Annotated in this window: 17 protein-coding genes; 6 read left to right on the top strand and 11 right to left on the bottom strand. The window is 71.1% G+C overall.

Going from position 1 to position 17,947, the window contains the following annotated elements; translation table 11 throughout:
- Positions 1-70: 70 nt before the first annotated feature.
- A complete protein-coding gene (locus ACT3UN_RS07525) occupies positions 71-1,090 on the top strand; it encodes an FAD-dependent oxidoreductase (RefSeq protein ID WP_441582837.1) in 1,020 nt (339 codons plus the stop codon).
- A gap of 18 nt (positions 1,091-1,108) precedes the next feature.
- Here ACT3UN_RS07525 and ACT3UN_RS07520 read toward each other — a convergent pair whose 3' ends face one another.
- The 8 genes from ACT3UN_RS07520 to ACT3UN_RS07485 form a co-directional block, all read right to left on the bottom strand.
- A complete protein-coding gene (locus ACT3UN_RS07520) occupies positions 1,109-2,509 on the bottom strand; it encodes an amidohydrolase family protein (RefSeq protein WP_441582838.1) in 1,401 nt (466 codons plus the stop codon).
- 318 nt (positions 2,510-2,827) lie between these two features.
- Entirely contained in the window at positions 2,828-3,466 is a 639-nt protein-coding gene (locus ACT3UN_RS07515; protein WP_444656834.1) for a pyridoxamine 5'-phosphate oxidase family protein, read from the bottom strand.
- Positions 3,463-4,251: a creatininase family protein gene (locus tag ACT3UN_RS07510; RefSeq protein WP_441582840.1), complete on the bottom strand. Its 789-nt coding sequence runs from the start codon at positions 4,249-4,251 to the stop codon at positions 3,463-3,465. The genes ACT3UN_RS07515 and ACT3UN_RS07510 overlap by 4 nt, the downstream gene beginning before the upstream one ends.
- On the bottom strand, positions 4,248-5,627 hold the full coding sequence (locus ACT3UN_RS07505; RefSeq protein WP_441582842.1) for an FAD-binding oxidoreductase: 1,380 nt from the start codon (positions 5,625-5,627) through the stop codon (positions 4,248-4,250). Before ACT3UN_RS07505 ends, ACT3UN_RS07510 begins: the two co-directional genes overlap by 4 nt.
- 53 nt (positions 5,628-5,680) lie before the next feature.
- Positions 5,681-6,889 (bottom strand): ABC transporter substrate-binding protein, encoded by a 1,209-nt coding sequence (locus ACT3UN_RS07500; RefSeq protein ID WP_444656833.1) that lies wholly within the window; start codon positions 6,887-6,889, stop codon positions 5,681-5,683.
- Positions 6,890-6,928: 39 nt separating this feature from the next.
- Complete coding sequence (locus ACT3UN_RS07495; protein WP_441582184.1) at positions 6,929-7,870, bottom strand: ABC transporter permease; 942 nt, start codon at positions 7,868-7,870, stop codon at positions 6,929-6,931.
- Entirely contained in the window at positions 7,867-8,580 is a 714-nt protein-coding gene (locus ACT3UN_RS07490) for an ABC transporter ATP-binding protein (RefSeq protein WP_441579290.1), read from the bottom strand. The genes ACT3UN_RS07495 and ACT3UN_RS07490 overlap by 4 nt, the downstream gene beginning before the upstream one ends.
- Positions 8,581-8,648: 68 nt before the next feature.
- Positions 8,649-9,977, bottom strand: a complete 1,329-nt coding sequence (locus tag ACT3UN_RS07485; RefSeq protein ID WP_441582185.1) for an amidohydrolase family protein — start codon at positions 9,975-9,977, stop codon at positions 8,649-8,651.
- A gap of 465 nt (positions 9,978-10,442) precedes the next feature.
- Between ACT3UN_RS07485 and ACT3UN_RS07480 the strand changes: the two genes are divergently transcribed.
- The 4 genes from ACT3UN_RS07480 (at position 10,443) to ACT3UN_RS07465 (ending at position 15,162) form a co-directional block, all read left to right on the top strand.
- Positions 10,443-11,405 (top strand): PDR/VanB family oxidoreductase, encoded by a 963-nt coding sequence (locus ACT3UN_RS07480; protein ID WP_441582186.1) that lies wholly within the window; start codon positions 10,443-10,445, stop codon positions 11,403-11,405.
- The gene (locus ACT3UN_RS07475) at positions 11,402-12,745 is read left to right on the top strand and encodes an amidohydrolase family protein (protein ID WP_444656832.1); all 1,344 of its coding nucleotides are present in this window, start codon (positions 11,402-11,404) and stop codon (positions 12,743-12,745) included. The genes ACT3UN_RS07480 and ACT3UN_RS07475 overlap by 4 nt, the downstream gene beginning before the upstream one ends.
- Positions 12,742-13,815: an isopenicillin N synthase family dioxygenase gene (locus tag ACT3UN_RS07470; protein ID WP_444656831.1), complete on the top strand. Its 1,074-nt coding sequence runs from the start codon at positions 12,742-12,744 to the stop codon at positions 13,813-13,815. Before ACT3UN_RS07475 ends, ACT3UN_RS07470 begins: the two co-directional genes overlap by 4 nt.
- Before the next feature lie 183 nt (positions 13,816-13,998).
- A complete protein-coding gene (locus ACT3UN_RS07465) occupies positions 13,999-15,162 on the top strand; it encodes a Cmx/CmrA family chloramphenicol efflux MFS transporter (RefSeq protein ID WP_441582189.1) in 1,164 nt (387 codons plus the stop codon).
- On the opposite strand, the gene ACT3UN_RS07460 is transcribed toward ACT3UN_RS07465, so the two are convergent.
- The 3 genes from ACT3UN_RS07460 to ACT3UN_RS07450 all read right to left on the bottom strand — a co-directional run bounded on the left by ACT3UN_RS07460 (position 15,128) and on the right by ACT3UN_RS07450 (position 17,042).
- Positions 15,128-15,691: a pyridoxamine 5'-phosphate oxidase family protein gene (locus ACT3UN_RS07460; protein ID WP_441582190.1), complete on the bottom strand. Its 564-nt coding sequence runs from the start codon at positions 15,689-15,691 to the stop codon at positions 15,128-15,130. The genes ACT3UN_RS07465 and ACT3UN_RS07460 overlap by 35 nt on opposite strands.
- Positions 15,684-16,256: a dihydrofolate reductase family protein gene (locus ACT3UN_RS07455; protein WP_441582191.1), complete on the bottom strand. Its 573-nt coding sequence runs from the start codon at positions 16,254-16,256 to the stop codon at positions 15,684-15,686. Before ACT3UN_RS07455 ends, ACT3UN_RS07460 begins: the two co-directional genes overlap by 8 nt.
- 186 nt (positions 16,257-16,442) lie before the next feature.
- Complete coding sequence (locus ACT3UN_RS07450; protein ID WP_441582192.1) at positions 16,443-17,042, bottom strand: TetR/AcrR family transcriptional regulator; 600 nt, start codon at positions 17,040-17,042, stop codon at positions 16,443-16,445.
- Between the two features lie 80 nt (positions 17,043-17,122).
- Here ACT3UN_RS07450 and ACT3UN_RS07445 point away from each other — a divergent pair.
- A partial coding sequence (locus ACT3UN_RS07445) for an MFS transporter (RefSeq protein ID WP_444656830.1) occupies positions 17,123-17,947 on the top strand: 825 nt, incomplete at its 3' end.

The raw sequence follows: 17,947 nt of genomic DNA, 5'->3' as shown, positions 1-17,947 counted from the left end.
GCATGACTCAGATTGCATCGCCAGCCTGCCAGCCCAACCCAATCCACCCGCCGGGTGCCACAATGGGCCCATGTCTTCGAGCCCCTCCAGAATCACCGTCATCGGTGCCGGCGTCACCGGCCTGTCCTGCGCGCATGAACTCGCCGACGCCGGCCACGAGGTCACGGTCCTCGCCGACCACGGCCCGGGCGACACCGTCTCCGCCCTGGCCGGGGCGTTGTGGTTCCCGTACAGCACCGGGGTGTCGGACGAGGTGCTGGAGCGTTCGCTGGTGCGTTTCGCCGAGCTCGCGGCCCTCGGCGACCTCGGCGACGGGGAGGATGCGGATCCCGACGCACCGGAGGACTTCGACGACGACGTCCCGCCGGTGCAGATGCGCACCGGCATGCTGCACGAGCGCCTCGACCCGCCGGACCGTTCCTGGGTCGCGCCGGTGGTGAAGGTGCTGGGTGAGGACGCCGTCCGCCCGGTCGACGGTGGGGTGCAGGCGACCCTGCCGATGATCATGACCTCGGCCTACCTCGCCTGGCTGATGGACGCCTGCCGCATGGCCGGGGTCACGTTCCGGTGGCGCAAGGTGGAGTCCCTGGACGAGCTGACGGACACGGCGGACGCTGTCGTCGTCGCCGGGGGACTGCGCGGCGGCGAGCTGCTCGGCGGTGACGACTCGCTCACCCCGGTGCGTGGCCAGCTGATGCTGCTGGCCAACGGCGACGGCGGGGAGGACGGCCCGCGTCTCACCGACTGGGTCGTGGACTCCGACGACCCGGACCAGCTCACCTACGTCCTCCCGCGTGAGGACGAGATCGTCGTCGGCGGGACGGCGCAGGCCGGCTCGTGGGACGAGGCCCCGGACCAGGAGACCGCCAAGGCGATCCTGGCGCGCGCGGAGGCGCTGGTCCCGGAGCTGCGGGAGCTGCCGATCCTGGGGCATGGCGTGGGGCTGCGTCCGTCACGTCCGACGGTGCGTCTGGAGCGGGTGGACGGCCTGGCACTGCCGGTCGTCGCCGCCTACGGGCACGGCGGCGCAGGCGTGACCCTGTCGTGGGGAACCGCCGAGCGCGTGGTGGAGCTCATCGCCGAGCTGTAGTCGGCCTGCAGCGCCGTCCTACAGCGCCGGGGTGAACCCGCCCGCCGCCGCCGAGCGCACCATGCCCTCGTCCGCCATCCGGTTGACCTCGGCGTAGTCGGCGCCGGCCGGCGACTCGGCAGAGGAGTCCCACACCACCTCGCCGCCGACGTACACCTGCCGCAGGTGACGCAGCCCGCAGGCCAGCACGTAGGTCGCCACCGGGTCCCACACCGGCCCGGTCGCCGGGTCGCGGGGGTCCACCACGACGAGGTCGGCGAACTTGCCGACCTCCAGCGAGCCCACCTTGTCGCCCACGCCCATGGAGCGCGCGGAGCCGAGGGTGTGCAGGCGCAGGACGTCGTCCACCGCCATGATCGATGCATCGGAATGCACGGCACGCTGGGTGAACAGGCCGGTGCGCATGTTCTCGAAGGGGTCGGAGGTGTCGGTGCAGGACTGGTCGTCCACGCCCATGCCCACGGTCACGTCGCGCCCCAGAAGCGTCACGATGTCGGCGATGCCGGAGCCCAGGCGGCCGTTGGACATGGCCTGCCACACCACGGAGGTGCCGGACTCGACGACGCGCTCGACCATCTTCTCGGTGGGGTGCACGAAGTGGCCGAAGGCGAAGTCGTCGCCGAGCACACCGGCGGCGTCGTACCAGTCGAACTTGGACTGCTGGATGTCGATCTGTTCGGCGGTCTCCACGAAGTGCGCCTGGTTGGTGACGCCCCACTTCTCCATGAGGGTCTTCTCGCGTTCGGCGGTGACCGCGTCGGACGCCCACTGCACCGCGCCGTACACCGAACCGCCCAGGTCGAGGCCGGGTGCGACGCTGTCGAGGTGTGTCATGGCGACCCCGAAGGCGTCGAAGGCGTCCTGCTCGGGGAGTTGTTCGTCGTCGACGCGCACGGAGGTGACGAAGCGGATACCGGCATCGGCGACACCGTCGATCTGGCGGGTCACGAAGTCCGGCTCGTGCACCTTCACGGCCTTGAGGGTGGAGGTGTCGTAGTCGAAGCGGCAGATCACGCGCGACTGGGTGAAGTTGTAGACCGACGTGATGCCGGACGCCAGGTGGTCCAGCCCGCCGGCACGCGAGAGCCAGTACATGGTCTCCGGGTCGGCGTTGGCGAGCATCGCACTGTTCTGCGTGACCCACTTGTACAGCGGCGATGAGTGCTCCACCCCGCGCATGCCGCCGGTGTAGATGTGGCTGTGCGCGGAGATGAAGCCGGGGGCGAGGAAGGCGCCGTCGAGGTCGACGACACGCACCGCGTCGGACGCTGCGCTCGCCGCGTCCTCCGGCGGGGTGCCTTCGCCGAGGCCGCTGATGCGTCCGGTGTCGTCGACGCTGAGCCAACCGGTGAACCAGCGGGGGCTGTCGGGGTCGGCGCTGACGGGCAGGATGACGGCGTTGGTGAACAGTGTGGGCATGACGGGGTGGAACCTCCTGGTCCGGCTGGGCTGTGGTCAGTCGGCGGTGTGCAGGAATGCTCTCTTGTGCCGCGCGGGGACGTCACAGTGACGCTCGCCCGCGCGGCAACGGTCGTGCACCGCGGAACGGCCCTGAGTCTAGGGCGCGGGTGTTTCCGCGGTGTTGCTTCGGCGAGTCCGCGCGGCGCGGGGGTGTGCGCGGCAGGCGAGTCGCTGCTCGCGGTCCGCGGTTCCCAGAACCCCACGCGATTGTTGGTCTGGTTGGGGCAGACCAACAACAGCGTGGGGTTTCAGGACCGGGCTATCCGGCGGGGCGGTTCATCCGGGCAGGACCTCGCGGGCCCAGCCATCTTCACCGCCCGATTCGCCCACTTCAGTCTCACTAGCTGCACCGCCCGCACCCACCGCACCCACCCTACCCACGCCAGTGGTACGGGTGTACCGCACGCGGCGGGACGGTCCGGCGTCGTCGGCGGTCCAGAACAGGTACTCGCGCGGCACCACGGCGAAACCGGCCCACGTGTCCGGCGGGCCGGAGGCCAGGTCGGGGTGCGCGGCGTCGAACTCGGCCCACACGCGGCGCCGTTCCCCGACATCCGACACCGCCAGACCCCCGTCGTTCAGCCAGGCCAGCAGCTGCAGGTACCGCGAACGCCGGGCGAAGGCCTCACGTGAGCCGGCGGCGGTGTCGGCCACCACGTCGCCGACCACGGTGACCTGCCGTCGCCGGTCGAGGGTCAGCACGGTCAGCGAGGCCTTCGGGCACCCCTCCACGTCCCGTACCTTCTGTGAGCGTGAGTCGGTGTGGAAGCGCACGCGCCCGTCGGCGCCGACACCGGACACCATCACGGTGCGGGTGCGCGGGTAGCCGTCGGCGCCGACGGTGGCCAGCGTCATCAACGTCGGCGGTTCGGGCGGAGGCGTCAGGTGCTCGAGGAACAGACGCGCCGGGGTCACCGTCGGCCTCCCGGGAGGAAGGTGGCGATCTCCGGCAGGGCTGCCACGATCTCGGCGACGCGTGCCTCGAACAGGTCGCGTCCGGCCTCGGCGGTGGCCCCGGTGGGGTCGCCCACCACCCCGGACTCCGCCAGGTCGGTGGACAGCCACCCGAAGGTCGCCGGACGCCCGGGTGCGCCGAAGCCCACGTGGGAGCAGTCGGCCACACCGTCGGCGACCTGCGGGCCCAGCTCGGCGGCGGCGGACATGTCCACCAGCTCCGGGGCGACGTGCAGCATCATGGAGGTCTCCGCCCATCCGGCGTGCACCCCGATGCCGCGTTCGGTCTCCCCGGGCAGCGCCGGCCCGGACACCAGGAAGGTGTGCAGGTCGAAGCGTCGGCGCAGTTCGCGCAGGGCCACGCCGAGCAGCGCGGAGTTGCCGCCGTGGCAGTTCACGAGCAGCAGCCGCTTCGCCGGGGTGGCGGCGATGGAGCGTCCCAGGTCCACCACGGTCTGCAGGAACGTCTCGGGACGCAGCCACATGGTGCCGGGCAGCAGGGCGTGCTCGTCGGACTTGGTGTACGCCAGCGACGGCAGCAGCCACACGTCGGTGCCCGCGGTGGCGGCCTGTGTCACCGCCGCACCGGCCACGGCCTCGGCCATGGTCAGGTCGGTGGACAGCGGCAGGTGCGGGCCGTGGGGTTCGATCGCCCCGGTGGGCAGCACCAGCACACTGTCCTTGGACAGTGCGGAGCCCACCTCCGCGGTGGTCAGGTCGGCGAACCGCCGGGACGCGCCGATCACATCCACCTCCCGGGGTTGAGGATGCCGGTCGGGTCGGTCCGCGCGGCAAGGGCGCGCACCCGCTCGGGCTCCAGGTCCACGTACCACTGGTGCGGGGAGTGCACGCCCACGCCCAGGGCCGTGAGTTCGGGCACCCCGGCGAGGATGCGGGCGCGCAGTTCGTCGATCGTCTCGTGCTCACCGATCGGCCCGTTGAGCATGCCGAACATCATGTTGTTGCCGACCTCGAGGTGGAACAGGCCGCCACCGAACACCGCCTCGACCTCCTCGAGCCGTTCCACGACCGCGTTGCCCTGGCACTCCAGGTGGAACCAGTGGCCGGGCTGGCGGCGTTGCAGCCACCAGGTGGGGTGGTTGTAGGAGATCGTGGACAGCCGCACGGACTGCGCCGCGCCCTCGCGCACGTCCTCGACGTGCCCGCCGTAGGACGCCACGAGCGCCGTGACATCCCCCACCTCGTCGGCGTCGACGATGCCGCGCAGGCTGGCGCGCCCGCGCACCAGCGCCGGGTCGTCCGGCAGGGCGGCGACGACCTCGGGGCCGTCGGCGGACATCAGGCGGGGACGCAGCCCGGCCTCCATCACCGCACGCGCGGCGTCGAAGGCTCCGCGGGTGGTGGGGAAGGACGCGTACAGGCAACGCCAGTCCTGCAACGGTTCCACGCGCACGGTGGCGCGCACGATGACGCCGGCCACGCCGTAGGTGTGCACGAACGGCTGAGCCGCCTCGCCCTCCAGGTGGATGATCTCGGCGTCGGCGGTGGCGGGGACCACGTCCACGGCGGTGACGAAACCCTGGTGGTTGCGGCCGTGCACGATGGTGCCGGTGCCGGCCGAACCGCCGCCGAGGAACCCGCCGAGGGAGGACTGCACGGTGGAGGGGTACATCCACAGCTGGTGGTCGTGTTCCCAGGCGTACTGCTCGAGGGTGAGCATGCGCGCCCCGGCGTCGGCGGTGATCTCGCCGGTGGCGGGGTCGAGGCCGTGGATCGTGGTCAGCGAGGTCATGTCCAGCACCAGGCCGCCGAAGCGGGGAAGCACCTGGCCGTAGTTGCCGGTGCCCTTGCCGCGGGTGGTGACCGGGACGCCGTGGCGCACCGCGGCGCGCACGATCTGCGGGACCTCCTCGACGTGGCGCGGGTAGCAGACCACGTCGGGGGTGCCGAGTTCACCGGCGGCGAGCTGGGCCGAGAGCACCGGGCTCATGCCGGAGCCGCCGCGAGAGGCCCGCCCGATCGCGCGGGGCAGCTGGCTCACGCCGCGGGGGCCGAGGACGCCGATGAGGTCGTCGACCAGGGCGTCGACGTCGTCCGCGGTGAAGTCGGGGCGGGTGTCCTGCGTGGCGGTGGCGAAGACGTGGTCGACGTCGGTGTCCACGCGCACGCCGAGCTGCTGTGCAGGTGGCCGGGCAGGAGTGGCAGGTGCGGCCGTCACAGCGCGACGCTCTCGTCGAGGAACTCGTTGGTGGCGAGCTCGTCGGTGGCCACGCCGTCCTTCACCGGGGTGTTCTGCTCGGCGAAGATGGGGGTCACGATGTCGAGGACCTCGCTGACGCGTGCCTCGTCGAAGGAGCCGAGCACACCGTCGGAACCGTTGGCGACGAGCTCCTCGTCGCGCATCCGGGCGTGGCCGAACTCGGCGTTGCCGTCGCCGTAGACCCAGCCGGCGTTGAAGTCCTCGACGGCCTGCACGATCAGCTCATTGGCCGCCGACGGGTCCTCCATGTAGTCCTTCTCGCCGCGCTGCAGCACCGGGACCAGCTCGGACAGGCAGTCGGTGGTCGCACTGTCCTCGAGGTCCCCGCTCCGGGCGGCCAGCGCGGACTTGTAGGTGGGGAAGCCGGCGTCGTGGATGAGCTGGTAGTCCACCGGCTTCATCCAGCCCTGGACCTCGTTCTCGTAGTTGTACGGTTCGGAGGAGGAGTAGCCCTGCTGGGCGTTCGCGCCGCCGGCGGCGACGAAGGTGGACGGTGAGCCGTCGTAGCTCTCGTCGATCTGCGACTGGTCGAGGATGCCGGCACCGGTGAGGTACTTGATGTAGGACATGTCGGAGAAGGTCAGCACGGTGGCGTCCTCGTCCTTGAGGTCGGCGATCTCGTGGACGTCGGGGTAGGTCTCGGGGTCCCACATGATCATCTGCGGGCTCTTGTCCAGGGTGGACAGCACGCCGGTGGTGGGCATGGAGTCGGAGTTCTGGATGGACTGGTCGGTGTCGACGTAGCCGAGGAGGATGTCGGGGTCCTGGTACAGCTGGGAGGTCACGTTCTGGTTGCCGATCGCCGGGCCGCCGGAGCGGATCTCCAGGTCAACACCGGTGTAGCCGTTGTCGCCGTCGAACAGGGGGCCGCTGACGACCTTGCCGTCGGCGTCGATGCTCACCGCGTCGCGCCCCTCCCCGTCGTAGTCGAGTTGTTCGTAGAGGTGGCCGTGCTCTGCCTCCGGGAACCAGTCGGTCTGCACGACCACGGTCTCCGGGCAGACCGACGAGAGGTCGGTGGAGCCGATGTCGCCGTCGTAGTCGGACGCCGCAGCGCCGCCGTTACCGTCGCCACAGGCGGCGAGGGCGAGGAGGGTGGCCAGGGAGGTGGACGCGGCGAGAACGGTGCGGGCGGTGCGGGCGGTGCGGTTGGTGCTGTTCATGGGGTTCTCCGGGGTGGTGTGTAGGTGAGAGGAAGTGGATCAGGCGTTGTACCAGCGGCCGACGACGCGCCTGCCGATCCAGCCGAAGATCAGGAACACGACCACGCCCAGCAGGGAGGCGAGGATGATCGCGGCGAAGAGTTCGGGGGACTGCAGGCGGGAACGGTAGTTGTCGAGCAGCACGCCGATGCCGGGGGTTCCCTGCTTGAAGAAGAAGTCGCCGACGATCGCGCCGACCACGGACAGTCCGGCGGAGGTGCGCAGGCCGACGAAGATGGACGGCATCGCCGCGGGCAGTTCGAGCTTTCGCAGCACGGTCAGCCGGGAGGGCTTGTGCAGTGCGAAGAGGTCGCGCATGCCCGGGTCCACGGACTTCAGGCCGAACAGGGTGTTGGACACCAGGGGAAACAGGGCGATGAGCACGCAGACGAAGACGCGGGCGGAGAAGCCGAAGCCGAACCAGAAGCCCACGAGCGGCACCAGGGCCAGCACGGGGATGCACTGCAGGAACACGGCGTAGGGGAACAGGGCGGCCTCGGCCCGCTTTGACTGGGACATCACGATCGCCCAGGTGATGCCGACGACCGCGGCGATGGCCAGGCCCGTCAGCGCCACGGTGGTGGTCTGCATGAGTCCCTGCCACATCTCCGGGGCGGAGGCGCCGAGCAGTCCGTCGGTGATGACCTCGTGTGGCGGGGGCATGAGGAAGCGGCGCGACTCGTCGAGCAGCAGGTAGCTCACGGCGTACCAGGCGGCGATGACCGCGCCGAACACGAGGAGGGGCAGGACGACGCCGGCGAAGGGAATGCCTCGCCGCGTCCTGCGCGCCGGGGAGGACGTGCCGGACGCTGCGACGGGCGCTGCGCTACCGGAGGTACCGGACGTGCCGGACGGCCCGGCGACCGTCGCCGCGGCGGCGCCCGTGGCGTCCTGCGCGGTGGTCTTCCCGGTGCTCTTCTTGGCGGTGGTCGGTGCGGTCATGAGTGGGCCTCCATCAGTGAGGTCGAGACGCGTTCGGTCAGGGCGGTGAACTCCGGGGAGAACCGCAGCTTCGGGTCGCGGGGGAAGGGGAAGGGGACGTCGACCTCGTCGACGACGGTGCCGGGGCGCCCGGACATCACCGACACGGTGGTGGACAGGAACACCGCCTCGGTGACGGAGTGGGTGATGAACAGGCCGCCGAAGCGTTTCTCGGCGAAGAGTTCGGTGAGTTCCACGCCGAGGCGTTCGCGGGTGATCTCGTCGAGGGCGGCGAAGGGTTCGTCGAACAGGAAGAGCTCCGGTTCGATGGTCAGGGCGCGCGCCAGGGAGACGCGCATGCGCATGCCGCCGGACAGCTGGTGGGGGAGGTGGTCCTCGAAGCCGTCGAGACCGACGGTGGCCAGGGAGTCGGCGCAGCGGGCCTGCCGGTCGGCCTTGGACAGGCCGTCGAGTTCGCCGAGGAGCATCACGTTCTCCCGCACGGTGCGCCACGGCAGCAGCGTGGCGTCCTGGAAGACGTAGGCGATGCGGTCGGTGGAGGTGCTCATCGTGCCCTCGGTGGAGGTCTCCAGGCCGGAGGCCAGGCGCAGCAGGGTGGACTTGCCGCAGCCGGACGGGCCGACGACGCTGATGAACTCGCCCGGTTCGACGTCGAAGGACACGCCGTGCAGGGCGGTGGTGGCGCCGTCGGTGCCGGTGTTGAAGGTCATGCCGGTGTCGTTGAAGCTCACCAGCGGAGTGGTGGTAGGTGCAGTCGGTGAAGTCGGTGCAGTGGTGGTCACGGTGTTCTCCGGAGGTGGGGGAAGGTTGTCGTGGACGTGGTACGCGCGACGAGGCGGCCGGCGGTGATGACGACGCGGTCGCACGGTGCGGCGGCGATGAGGGAGGTGGTGGTTGGTGTGGCGGTGGGTGCGGTGGGGTTCCGGACGCAGAGCAGGTCGGCGACCGCTCCGGTGGTGGGTCCGGCCGGTGGTAGGCCCATGACGTTTCTGGCGTCGCTGGTGACCAGGTCGAGGGCTTCGGTGGGGGTCTGGTGGGCGGCGGTGACGAGCAGCGCCGCGGTCTCCAGGGCGTCGCCGCGTCCGGTGGGGTTGAACGGGTCGGCGACGTTGTCGCCGCCGGCGGCGACGCGCACACCCTTCGCCCGCAGGACGGAGAGGGGAGCGATCGCGCGTGAGGTGGCGTCCTGCAGGTAGAGGTTGGTGGCGGGCAGGGCGATGACCGGCATGTTCGCGGCGAGCAGCTCGTCGGTGGTGGCGGCGAGTTCACTCGGGTCGGCGAGTTCTGCGAGGTCGGCGAGGTGGCAGCAGTGCCCGGCGGCGCGGTCGCGCCCGGCGGGCCAGCCGGTGACCCGCGCGGCGTAGCGGTGGATCGTTGAGGTGCGGTGGTGGGTCCCGGTGTACTCGTCGATGTGCAGGTCGCAGCCGACGTGGTGGGTCTCGGCGGCGTCGACGAGCGCGTCGGTCTGCGCCAGCGGATCCCCGGCGAGGTGCGGGGCACCGCCGACGAGGTCCGCCCCGGCGTCGAGCGCCCCGGCGACCAGGGTGCCGACGGCCGTGACCGGGGTGGACGGTGCGACGAGCGCGACGATCTGCAGCGTCATCACGCCGGAGAGTTCCCAGCGCAGACGGTGCAGTGCCCGCACGCCCCGGAAGGCGTCCGGTGTGGTGCCGGTCGGGCCGGCGCTGCCCGATGTGGTGTCGGGGTAGACGTCGACGTGGGTGCGTACGGCGGTGGTGCCGGCGGCGAGCATGCTCAGGGCGGTGTCGCGTGCGCGGGCGAGGATGTCGTCCTCGGTGAAGCCGGACGCCGCGGCCGCCCACGCCGCCACCGCGCCGGGCAGATCGCCGACCGGCGGGTCGACGAGGTCCCAGGAACGGGACTTGTCCAGGTGGGCGTGCGGGTCGGCGGTGGCGGGCAGGACCGTGTAGCCACGCAGGTCGACGTGGCCCACCGGGACGGTGCCGTCCTGGTGGGGGCGGACGTCGTCGACCAGGGGGCCGTCGAAGGTGATGTCGACGGGAGCGCCGTCGAGCAGCACGCCGGCGATGCCGGCGGTCTGCGTCTTCATCGTCGTCATCTTCGTCGTCGTCTTCGTCACGGTCATCTGGAGCCTCCTCTCTCTTCGTCAGGGTCGTGACCGCTGCGTGAGGGATGTCATCGCCGGCGCGCAGCAGTCTGGTGTGTCCCCAGAGTGCGGGGACAGGGGAACTGTCGGTCGGCGGTGTGCAGGAGTGCTCTCTTGTGTTCCGTTCCGAGGGGAGTACCTCGCCGGGCTGGGGCCAGGTGGGGGATCGGGACATCGGTCGTGCACCGCGGGTATTCAGGGTTTTCGTCGTGCACCAATGGAGATTATGGGCCGGGTGTTTCGCCGCTGTTTCTCCCCAGGATCACTTCGGTGACGCCTCACGCCCCGGCGGAGCCCCGGGGTACGGGCATGTTTCGGGCCGGTGAAAGATCGTGTGAATTCCCGCGTTCCGCCCCGCCGGACGCTGCGCGTGGGCTCGGCGGTGCACTACGATGGTCCGCGTACGCGCCGGGCTGGGGTACGTCACGACGGAGGTATCCCCGCATGATGAATAAATTGACCGTGGTCGCCCGGCGGTCCCTGACCCCGCGGGTCGACGAGTTCACCCTGGCACTGCCCGACGGCGCGCCGTTGCCCGGCTGGACGCCCGGGTCGCACGTGGACGTCAGCGTCCCGGGCTCCGGGCTGACCCGCCAGTACTCCCTGTGCTCCCGGCCGTCCGACCCGTCGAGCTACACCGTCGCCGTCGACCGGCAGGACGTCAACCGTGGCGGCCGCGGCGGTTCGTCGGGCCTGCACCGCGACGCGGGCGCCGGCACACCGGTGCTGGTCGGCGCGCCACGTAACCACTTCCCGCTGACCCGCGCGCTGAACTACGTCTTCGTCGCCGGCGGTGTCGGCGTCACGCCGATGGTGTCGCTCGTCGCCGAGGCGCAGCGTACGGGACGCCCGTGGCGCATGCTGTGCCTGGCGCGCACCGAGGCGGACATGCCGTACCTCGCGCAGCTGCGTGACGAATACGGCTCCGCAGCTGCCGGGCGCATCAACTTCCACGGTTCGGCGCAGGCCGGACGCGTCGACCTCGCGGCGGCGCTGGCCGACCTGCCCCGTGGTACGGCCGTATACGTGTGCGGGCCGGGCCACCTGGCCGACGACGTCGCCACGGCGGTGGCCGACCAGCCGGCCGTCGACGTCTTCGCCGAGCAGTTCACCGCCCCCGACCTGTCGGACGACACCGCGGCGTCCTTCGACGTCACCCTCGCCACCAGCGGCGAGACCGTCACCGTCGCGCCGGACGCCTCGCTGCTCGACACCCTCGAGGCCCACGGGACGCTGCTGGCGTCGTCCTGCCGCGAGGGTGTGTGCGGCACCTGCGAGGTCGGCGTGGTTTCCGGGGAGGTCGACCACCGCGACAACGTGCTGACCCCGGAGGAACGCTCCGAGAACGAGTCGATGATGGTGTGCGTCTCACGCTGCCGCTCCGGGCGTCTGGTGCTCGACCTGTGAGCGCCACGCTGCTGAGCGGTGCCCTGGCGGGGCCGGACGTCCTGGTGGTCGACGGCGTGATCGCCGAAACCGCCGAAACCGCCGAAACCGCCGAAACCGCCGAAACCGCCGAAACCGCCGAGCCTGCCGAGCGTGCCGCGCCGGCACCAGAGAGCGTCGACGTCTCCGGCTGCCTGGTCACCCCGGGCCTGGTCAACGCCCACCACCACCTGCTGCAGTCGGCGTTCCGCACCCTGCCCGGCACCCGCGACGTGCCCATGGCCCGCTGGCTGCAGGTCATGGCCACGGCCTACCGCGACTACGACGTCGACCCCGACCTCACCCACAAGGCGGCCTCGGTGGGCCTGGCGGAGTCCCTGCTCTGCGGGGTGACCACCGTCGCCGACCACCACCTGACCTGGCCCGCCGGTGTCGACCCGGTCGAGATGGCGCTGGCCACCGCCCGCGCCGCCGACGACCTCGGCGCCCGGCTGTGCTTCGTGCGCGGCACCGCCGGGGACTCCCCGGACGCCGCCGCCGACTCCGTGCGCGCGATCCACCGCGCGTTCAGTGCGTCCGGTGCGTCCGGCGCCTACGGGGAAGGACGCCTGCAGCTCGCCGTCGGACCGTCCGGCGTGCACGCCGACGGCCCCGAGACCTTCGCCGCCCTCGCCGAGGTCGCCCGTGACCTCGGCCTGCGGCGGCGCACCCAGGCCAATGAGCAGGTCGACGTCGCCGTCGCCGCGCAGAAGTACGGCCGCCGGCCCCTCGAGCTGCTCGCCGAGTGGGGCTGGCTGGAACCCGGCGTGACCGTGGCGCACCTCTGCGACGTCACCGCCGACGAGATCGCCGCGGTCATCGCCTCCGGGGCGGCCGTGACCCACGCACCCGGCTGCGACGTGCCCATGGGCTGGGGCGTCGCCCCCGTCGCCGAGCTGCTGGCCGGCGGGGTCGACGTCGGGCTCGGGACGTCCGGCGGCGGCAGCAACGACGGCGGCCACCTGCTCGCCGACGCCCGCCTCGCCGTCCAGGTCTCGGGGCTGGTTGGTGCGCCCGTCACCGCGTCCGACGCGGTCACCATGGCCACCGCCGGTTCCGCCGCCGGCCTGGGGCGTCCCGAACTCGGCACGCTGGTCCCCGGCACACCCGCGGACCTGTGCGTCTGGGACATGGGCGACGTCGCCGACGCCGGCGTCCACGACCCGCAGGGCGGGCTGATCTGGGCCTCTCCTGGACGACGCCCCCGCGACGTGATGGTCGCCGGACGCTGGGTCGTGCGCGACGGCGTGCTGCTCACCGCCGACTCCCGCGGCCTCGCCACCGAGCTCACCGACACACTCACCCGAAGGAGAACACCGTGAACGACCTCCACGTACCCGTCATCGACATCAGCGCATATACCGGGGCCTACACCGGGGACTCTGGGGAGGGGGAACGCGACGCGGTCGCCCGGCAGGTCGGCGCCGCCGCCCGCGACGTCGGCTTCATCCAGCTCACCGGCCACGGTATCGCCACCGACACCTGGGACGGGCTCGCCGATGCGCTCGACGCCTTCTTCCTGCGCGACCTGGAGACCAAGAAACGCGTGGTCACCCCGCCCGAGGTCAACCGCGGCTACTCGCCGCCGAAGTCCGAACGGCTGTCCTTGTCCCTCGGTGTGGAGTCCGCCACCGGCATGAACGACTTCTTCGAGGCCTTCAACATCGGCGCACAGGCCAGTGACTTCCCGTCCCTGGCGCTGCCGGAGGCGGACTACCCGCAGAACGTCTGGCCGGAGGAGACACAGGACGCCATGGCGTCCTTCCGCGGCAACCTGGAACGCTGGTTCGCCGAGGCGCAACGCGTCGCCGAGACCCTCACCGTGATCTTCGAGGACGCCCTGGACGTGCCGCGCGGCACCATCACCGGCCTCGCCGACCACTCCATCGACGTGCTGCGCACCATCAACTACGCCCTCGACCCCGGCCAGACCGTGGAACTCGACGGGGAGCTGACCGGCATGGGCGAGCACACCGACTACGGCATCGTCACCGTGCTGTGGGCCGACCGCGTGGCCGGGCTGCAGGTCCTCGGCGAGGACGGCGGCTGGCACGACGTGCTCCCGGAGCCCTGTGCGCTGCTGGTGAACCTGGGGGACGTGACCGCCCGGCTCACCAACGACCGGTGGCGCTCCACGCTGCACCGGGTGCGTCCGCCGGTGGTGGGCGGGACGATCATGCGGCGACGTTCCGCGGCGTTCTTCCACGACGGCAACGTCGACGCCGTCGTCGGCCCCCTGCCCGGCATGGTCGACGACGACCATCCGGCACGCTACGAACCGATGACCGTCGGAGAGCACGTGGCCCGCAAACTCGGCGGCTCGCGCTCCCTGGAGTCCAACTCCGCCGACACCTCGCGCGAGTCCGGGCGGGTGCTCGCGTCGCGTAGGTGAGAACCGTTGTGGGTGCCGTGGCGCCGTGATTGCTAGCATTCCCCACGTGAACTCCCCCGAATCCGACAGAGGTGGGCTACCGGTACGCCGGTAGCCCCGATGCCACCAGCTTCCGCGCATCCGAGGCGCCGGTAGTGCCGCTCCACAGCGTCCACTACCCCCTGTTCTTCGGAAGGCTCGTTCATGCCTGCCTTGTTCTATCTCCTTGCCCTGGCCGTGTTCGCCCAGGGCACCTCCGAATTCGTCCTCGCCGGGCTGTTGCCCGGCATTGCCGGTGATCTCGACGTGTCCCTCGGCCAGGCCGGCCTCCTGACCGCGGCGTTCGCGGTCGGGATGATCATCGGCGCACCCACCATGGCCGCGGTGACGCGCCGGTTGTCCCCACGTCGCACGCTCACCGGCTTCCTCCTCCTGTTCATCGTCATGCACGTCACCGCCGCGCTGACCGGTAGTTTCGCGGTGCTGCTGGTCACCAGGATCGTCGCCGCGGTGGCCAACGCCGGCTTCCTCGTGGTCACCCTGTCCACCGTCTCCCGGATCGTGGCACCCGGACGGCAGGCCCGTGCCCTGTCGGTCATCCTCGGCGGCACGACGGTCGCACTGGTCGTCGGCGTTCCCGCCGGCGCATTCGTCGGTGGTGCGGTGGGCTGGCGGGTCACCCTCGCCGCCATCGCCGTGGCGTGCCTGCCGGCGCTGGTCGCCGTGCTCCTCGCGACGCCGGTGCGTCCTGCCGGTGGCGGGGACGGGGAACCCGGTACGCTGCGCGCGGAGCTGGGCGTCCTACGGCATCGGCCCGTCCAGTTGTTCGCGACGTTGGCGGTGCTCGTCAACGCCGCGACCTTCTGCTCCTTCACCTACCTCGCCGTGGTCGCCGACGACTCCGCCGGGCTCAGCGGGGCTCAGGTTCCGGTGCTGCTCGCGCTCTTCGGTACCGGGGCCTTCGCCGGTGTCGCCCTCACCGGTTCCCTCGCCGACGCGCACTGGCGCCTGCTCGTCGCAGTGGCGGGCCCGTTGCTCGTGGTTGGCTGGATCGTCTTCGGTGTGGGTGCCGGCTCCCCGGCTGCCGTCTGGGTGATGGTACCGGTGATGGGCATCCTGTCGTTCACGCTGGGCAGCACGTTGATCACCCGCATCATCGCCACCGCGCAGGACGCACCGACGATGGCAGGCTCCTTCGCCACGGTCGCGCTCAACGTGGGTGCGGTGCTGGGGCCGGTGGCCGGTGGTGTGGCGGTTGACGCCGTAGGACCGCGCGGACCGTTGGTGACCAGCGCGGTGTTCGCGTTGGTGGCCGTCCTCGTGTGGGCGGCGTTCAGCCGGGGAGGACGTCGACCTGCCAGTCGGTGACGTTGGTACGGGTGTACCGCAGGCGGCGCGAGGGCCCCTCGTCGTCGCCCTCCCAGAACAGGTACTCGCGCGGCACCACCGCGAACACCGCCCAGGCGTCCGGCGGGTCCTGTCCGGCCAGGTCGGGGTGCGCGTGGTCGAACTCGGCCCACCGCAGGCGCCGCTCCTCGCGCTCCTCCAACGCCAGGCCCCGGTCGTTCAACCAGGCCAGCAGCTGCAGGTAGCGCGGCTGGCCGGCGTACACCGCGCGCTCGGTCTCCTCGTCGGCGCGCACCACGTCGCCGACAACGGTGACCTGGCGTGAGGCGTCCTGCGTGAGCACCGTCAGCGACGCCTTCTGGCGCGCGTCAAGGTCACGCACCTTGCGTGACCTGGCGTCCGTGTGGAACAGGACTCCGCCGTCGGCGCGTACGCCGTTGACGTTCACCGTGCGGGTGCGCGGGTAGCCGTCCTCGCCCACCGTGGCGAGCGTCATGAGCGTGGGCGAGTCCTCGAGATGGTCGATGAAGGTGCGGACCGGGTCAGTCATCGCCGCCCCCGACAGCGCGGACGTCGTACTTGAGCTGCACCATCCCGTTGCCGAAGCTGCGTGACGAGCGCAACGACAGGTCCATCGCGAGATCCGGCAGCATCGCCAACCCACCACCCACCGTGACCGGGCAGACCAGCATGTGGACCTGGTCGACGACGCCGAGGCGCAGCGCCTCGGCGGCCAACGTCGGACCGTCGACGGTGATGTCGCCGGCACCGTCCTTCAACGCCAGGACGTCCTGCGCGCGGAGATCGCGTTCCAGGCGGGTGCGGCTCGTCCATACGTCATCCAGGGTGGTGGAGAAGACGGCCTTCTGCGCCGCGCACCACAGCCGCGCCCACTCCGCCGAGCGCGGTGACTGCGCGGCGGCCGCCGGGTCGGTCTCCCAGACGTGCATCATCTCGTACGTTCTGCGGCCGTGGATGTAGGTGGTGACGTCCGCGGCGTCGGCGTTGATCGCGGCGAGGACCTCCTCGTCCGGCACCGCCCAGTCGAAGTTGCCGTCCCGGTCGGCGACGAAACCGTCGACGGAGACGAGCATCGAGTAGATCAGTTGTCCCATGGCGGGTCTCCCTGGTGTCTCGCGGTGGTGTCTTGAGGTGGTGTCTCGCGTGACCCCGAGCGTACGGGAGGGCGCGGCGGCCAGGCAGGGGCCGTGCCCGCGTGCCGGATACGGTCTTTTCGTGGCAGCGCAGACGCGAATCCGGCACGCGGCGCGGGGTCGGGGATACCGCAGTCGCCGCAGCCCCTACCGCGCGAGGTAGCGTTCCCAGCCGGGGGTCAGCAGGTCGAAGGCGGCGTCGGTGAGGGAGGTGGACTCGCCGGACTCGGCGTTGAGGAGCTGGACCTGCAGGACGAAGCGGCAGAAGGCGCGGATGGTGTCGTCCGGCCCGTCGAGGCCGAGGTCGGCGGTGATGGCGTCGGCGAGGGCGTCCTCGTGGCGCAGCCACATCCGCTGGGCGTACTCGCTGAGGGAGGGGGAGTCGTCGATGAGTTTGATGAAACGTTCGTGGGAGCCGGCGGGTGCGTCGTCGTGCCAGGCGTCGTCGCGGTAGAACTGCCGCAATGCGTCGGGGATGCTCGTGCCGTCCGGCCGGTCGGTGACGGCGGCGATCAGACTCTCGCGCATCTCGTCGTCCTCGTCGACGGCGATGGCCTCCTTGCAGGGGAAGTGGGCGAAGACGGTGGTGGGGGAGACGTCGGCGGCGTCGGCGATCTCGCGGACGCTGACGTTGTCGAAGCCGCGGGCGAGGAAGAGCTCCAGGGCGGCGTCGGCGATGGCGCGTCGGGTGGCGGCCTTCTTGCGCTCGCGACGGGTGGGGGCGGTACCTCTGCTGTCTTCTGGCATGGGCACCACACTAGCGCCGGAAGTGTAATTGATACAACACTGGATTGACTTCGAAACTGTACCGAGTACAGTTTCGAACCATGACAACCAATGACACCGCGGCGACCTCCCGCTGGGCCTGGCCCATGCTCGTCACCGTCACCATGCTCAACGTGATCGGCATGACCATCGTGCTGCCGATCCTCCCCTTCGTCGTGCGCGACGCCATGCCGTCCTTCGGCACCCTGGCCCTGTGGGTCGGCCTGCTCGAGGCGGTGAACGCGTTGTGCGCCTTCCTCGCCGCCCCCGTCCTCGGCGGGATATCGGACCGGTGGGGCCGACGCCCCGTCATCGTGATCGGGGCCTTCGGCGCCGCCGCCGGATTCCTCATCTTCGCCCTCGGCGGGTTCCTCGCCGGCTCACTCAGCGGGGCGATCTGGCTGCTGCTGCTCGGACGCGTGGTCCAGGGCGTCACCGCCGGTGACATGCCCGCCCTGTTCGCCTACGTCGCCGACATCACCCCGGCCGAGCAGCGGGCGAAGCGTTACGGGATGCTCGGCGCCCTCACCGGCATCGGCTTCATGATCGGGCCGGCCCTCGGCGGTCTGCTCGCCGCGCACAGTGTGGACCTGCCCGTCCTCGCCACCGCCGCGGTGGCGTTGACCGTCGGCGTGGTCACCCTCGTCGCCCTGCCCGAGAGCCACGCCCCGGAGAACAGGACGGACCGGCTCACCGTGGGGCAGATCCACCCGCTGCGCGTCTTCCGGCAGGCCTTCGCCCGTCCGTCGCTGCGAATGCTGCTGACCGGACTGCTGCTCGTGGCGATCCCGTTCAGCTTCTTCGTCAACAACTACAGCGTGCTGGCGATGGACACGGTCGACTGGTCGCCCACGCAGATCGGACTGCTGAACTCCTGCATCGGGGTG

It is taken from the genome of Corynebacterium sp. AOP12-C2-36 (assembly GCF_052379185.1).
GTDB lineage: Bacteria > Actinomycetota > Actinomycetes > Mycobacteriales > Mycobacteriaceae > Corynebacterium.
Note: the sequence above shows the minus strand (reverse complement) of the source record. Positions and strands in the feature narration are given on the sequence as shown.

What these genes read in the sequence shown, in the direction of transcription:
- ACT3UN_RS07525 (WP_441582837.1), top strand. Translation starts at nt 71, where the DNA reads ATGTCTTCGAGCCCCTCCAGAATCACCGTCATCGGTGCCGGCGTCACC.
- ACT3UN_RS07520 (WP_441582838.1), bottom strand. Translation starts at nt 2,509, where the DNA reads ATGCCCACACTGTTCACCAACGCCGTCATCCTGCCCGTCAGCGCCGAC.
- ACT3UN_RS07500 (WP_444656833.1), bottom strand. Translation starts at nt 6,889, where the DNA reads ATGAACAGCACCAACCGCACCGCCCGCACCGCCCGCACCGTTCTCGCC.
- ACT3UN_RS07495 (WP_441582184.1), bottom strand. Translation starts at nt 7,870, where the DNA reads ATGACCGCACCGACCACCGCCAAGAAGAGCACCGGGAAGACCACCGCG.
- ACT3UN_RS07490 (WP_441579290.1), bottom strand. Translation starts at nt 8,580, where the DNA reads ATGACCTTCAACACCGGCACCGACGGCGCCACCACCGCCCTGCACGGC.
- ACT3UN_RS07485 (WP_441582185.1), bottom strand. Translation starts at nt 9,977, where the DNA reads ATGACCGTGACGAAGACGACGACGAAGATGACGACGATGAAGACGCAG.
- ACT3UN_RS07480 (WP_441582186.1), top strand. Translation starts at nt 10,443, where the DNA reads ATGATGAATAAATTGACCGTGGTCGCCCGGCGGTCCCTGACCCCGCGG.
- ACT3UN_RS07465 (WP_441582189.1), top strand. Translation starts at nt 13,999, where the DNA reads ATGCCTGCCTTGTTCTATCTCCTTGCCCTGGCCGTGTTCGCCCAGGGC.
- ACT3UN_RS07460 (WP_441582190.1), bottom strand. Translation starts at nt 15,691, where the DNA reads ATGACTGACCCGGTCCGCACCTTCATCGACCATCTCGAGGACTCGCCC.
- ACT3UN_RS07455 (WP_441582191.1), bottom strand. Translation starts at nt 16,256, where the DNA reads ATGGGACAACTGATCTACTCGATGCTCGTCTCCGTCGACGGTTTCGTC.
- ACT3UN_RS07450 (WP_441582192.1), bottom strand. Translation starts at nt 17,042, where the DNA reads ATGCCAGAAGACAGCAGAGGTACCGCCCCCACCCGTCGCGAGCGCAAG.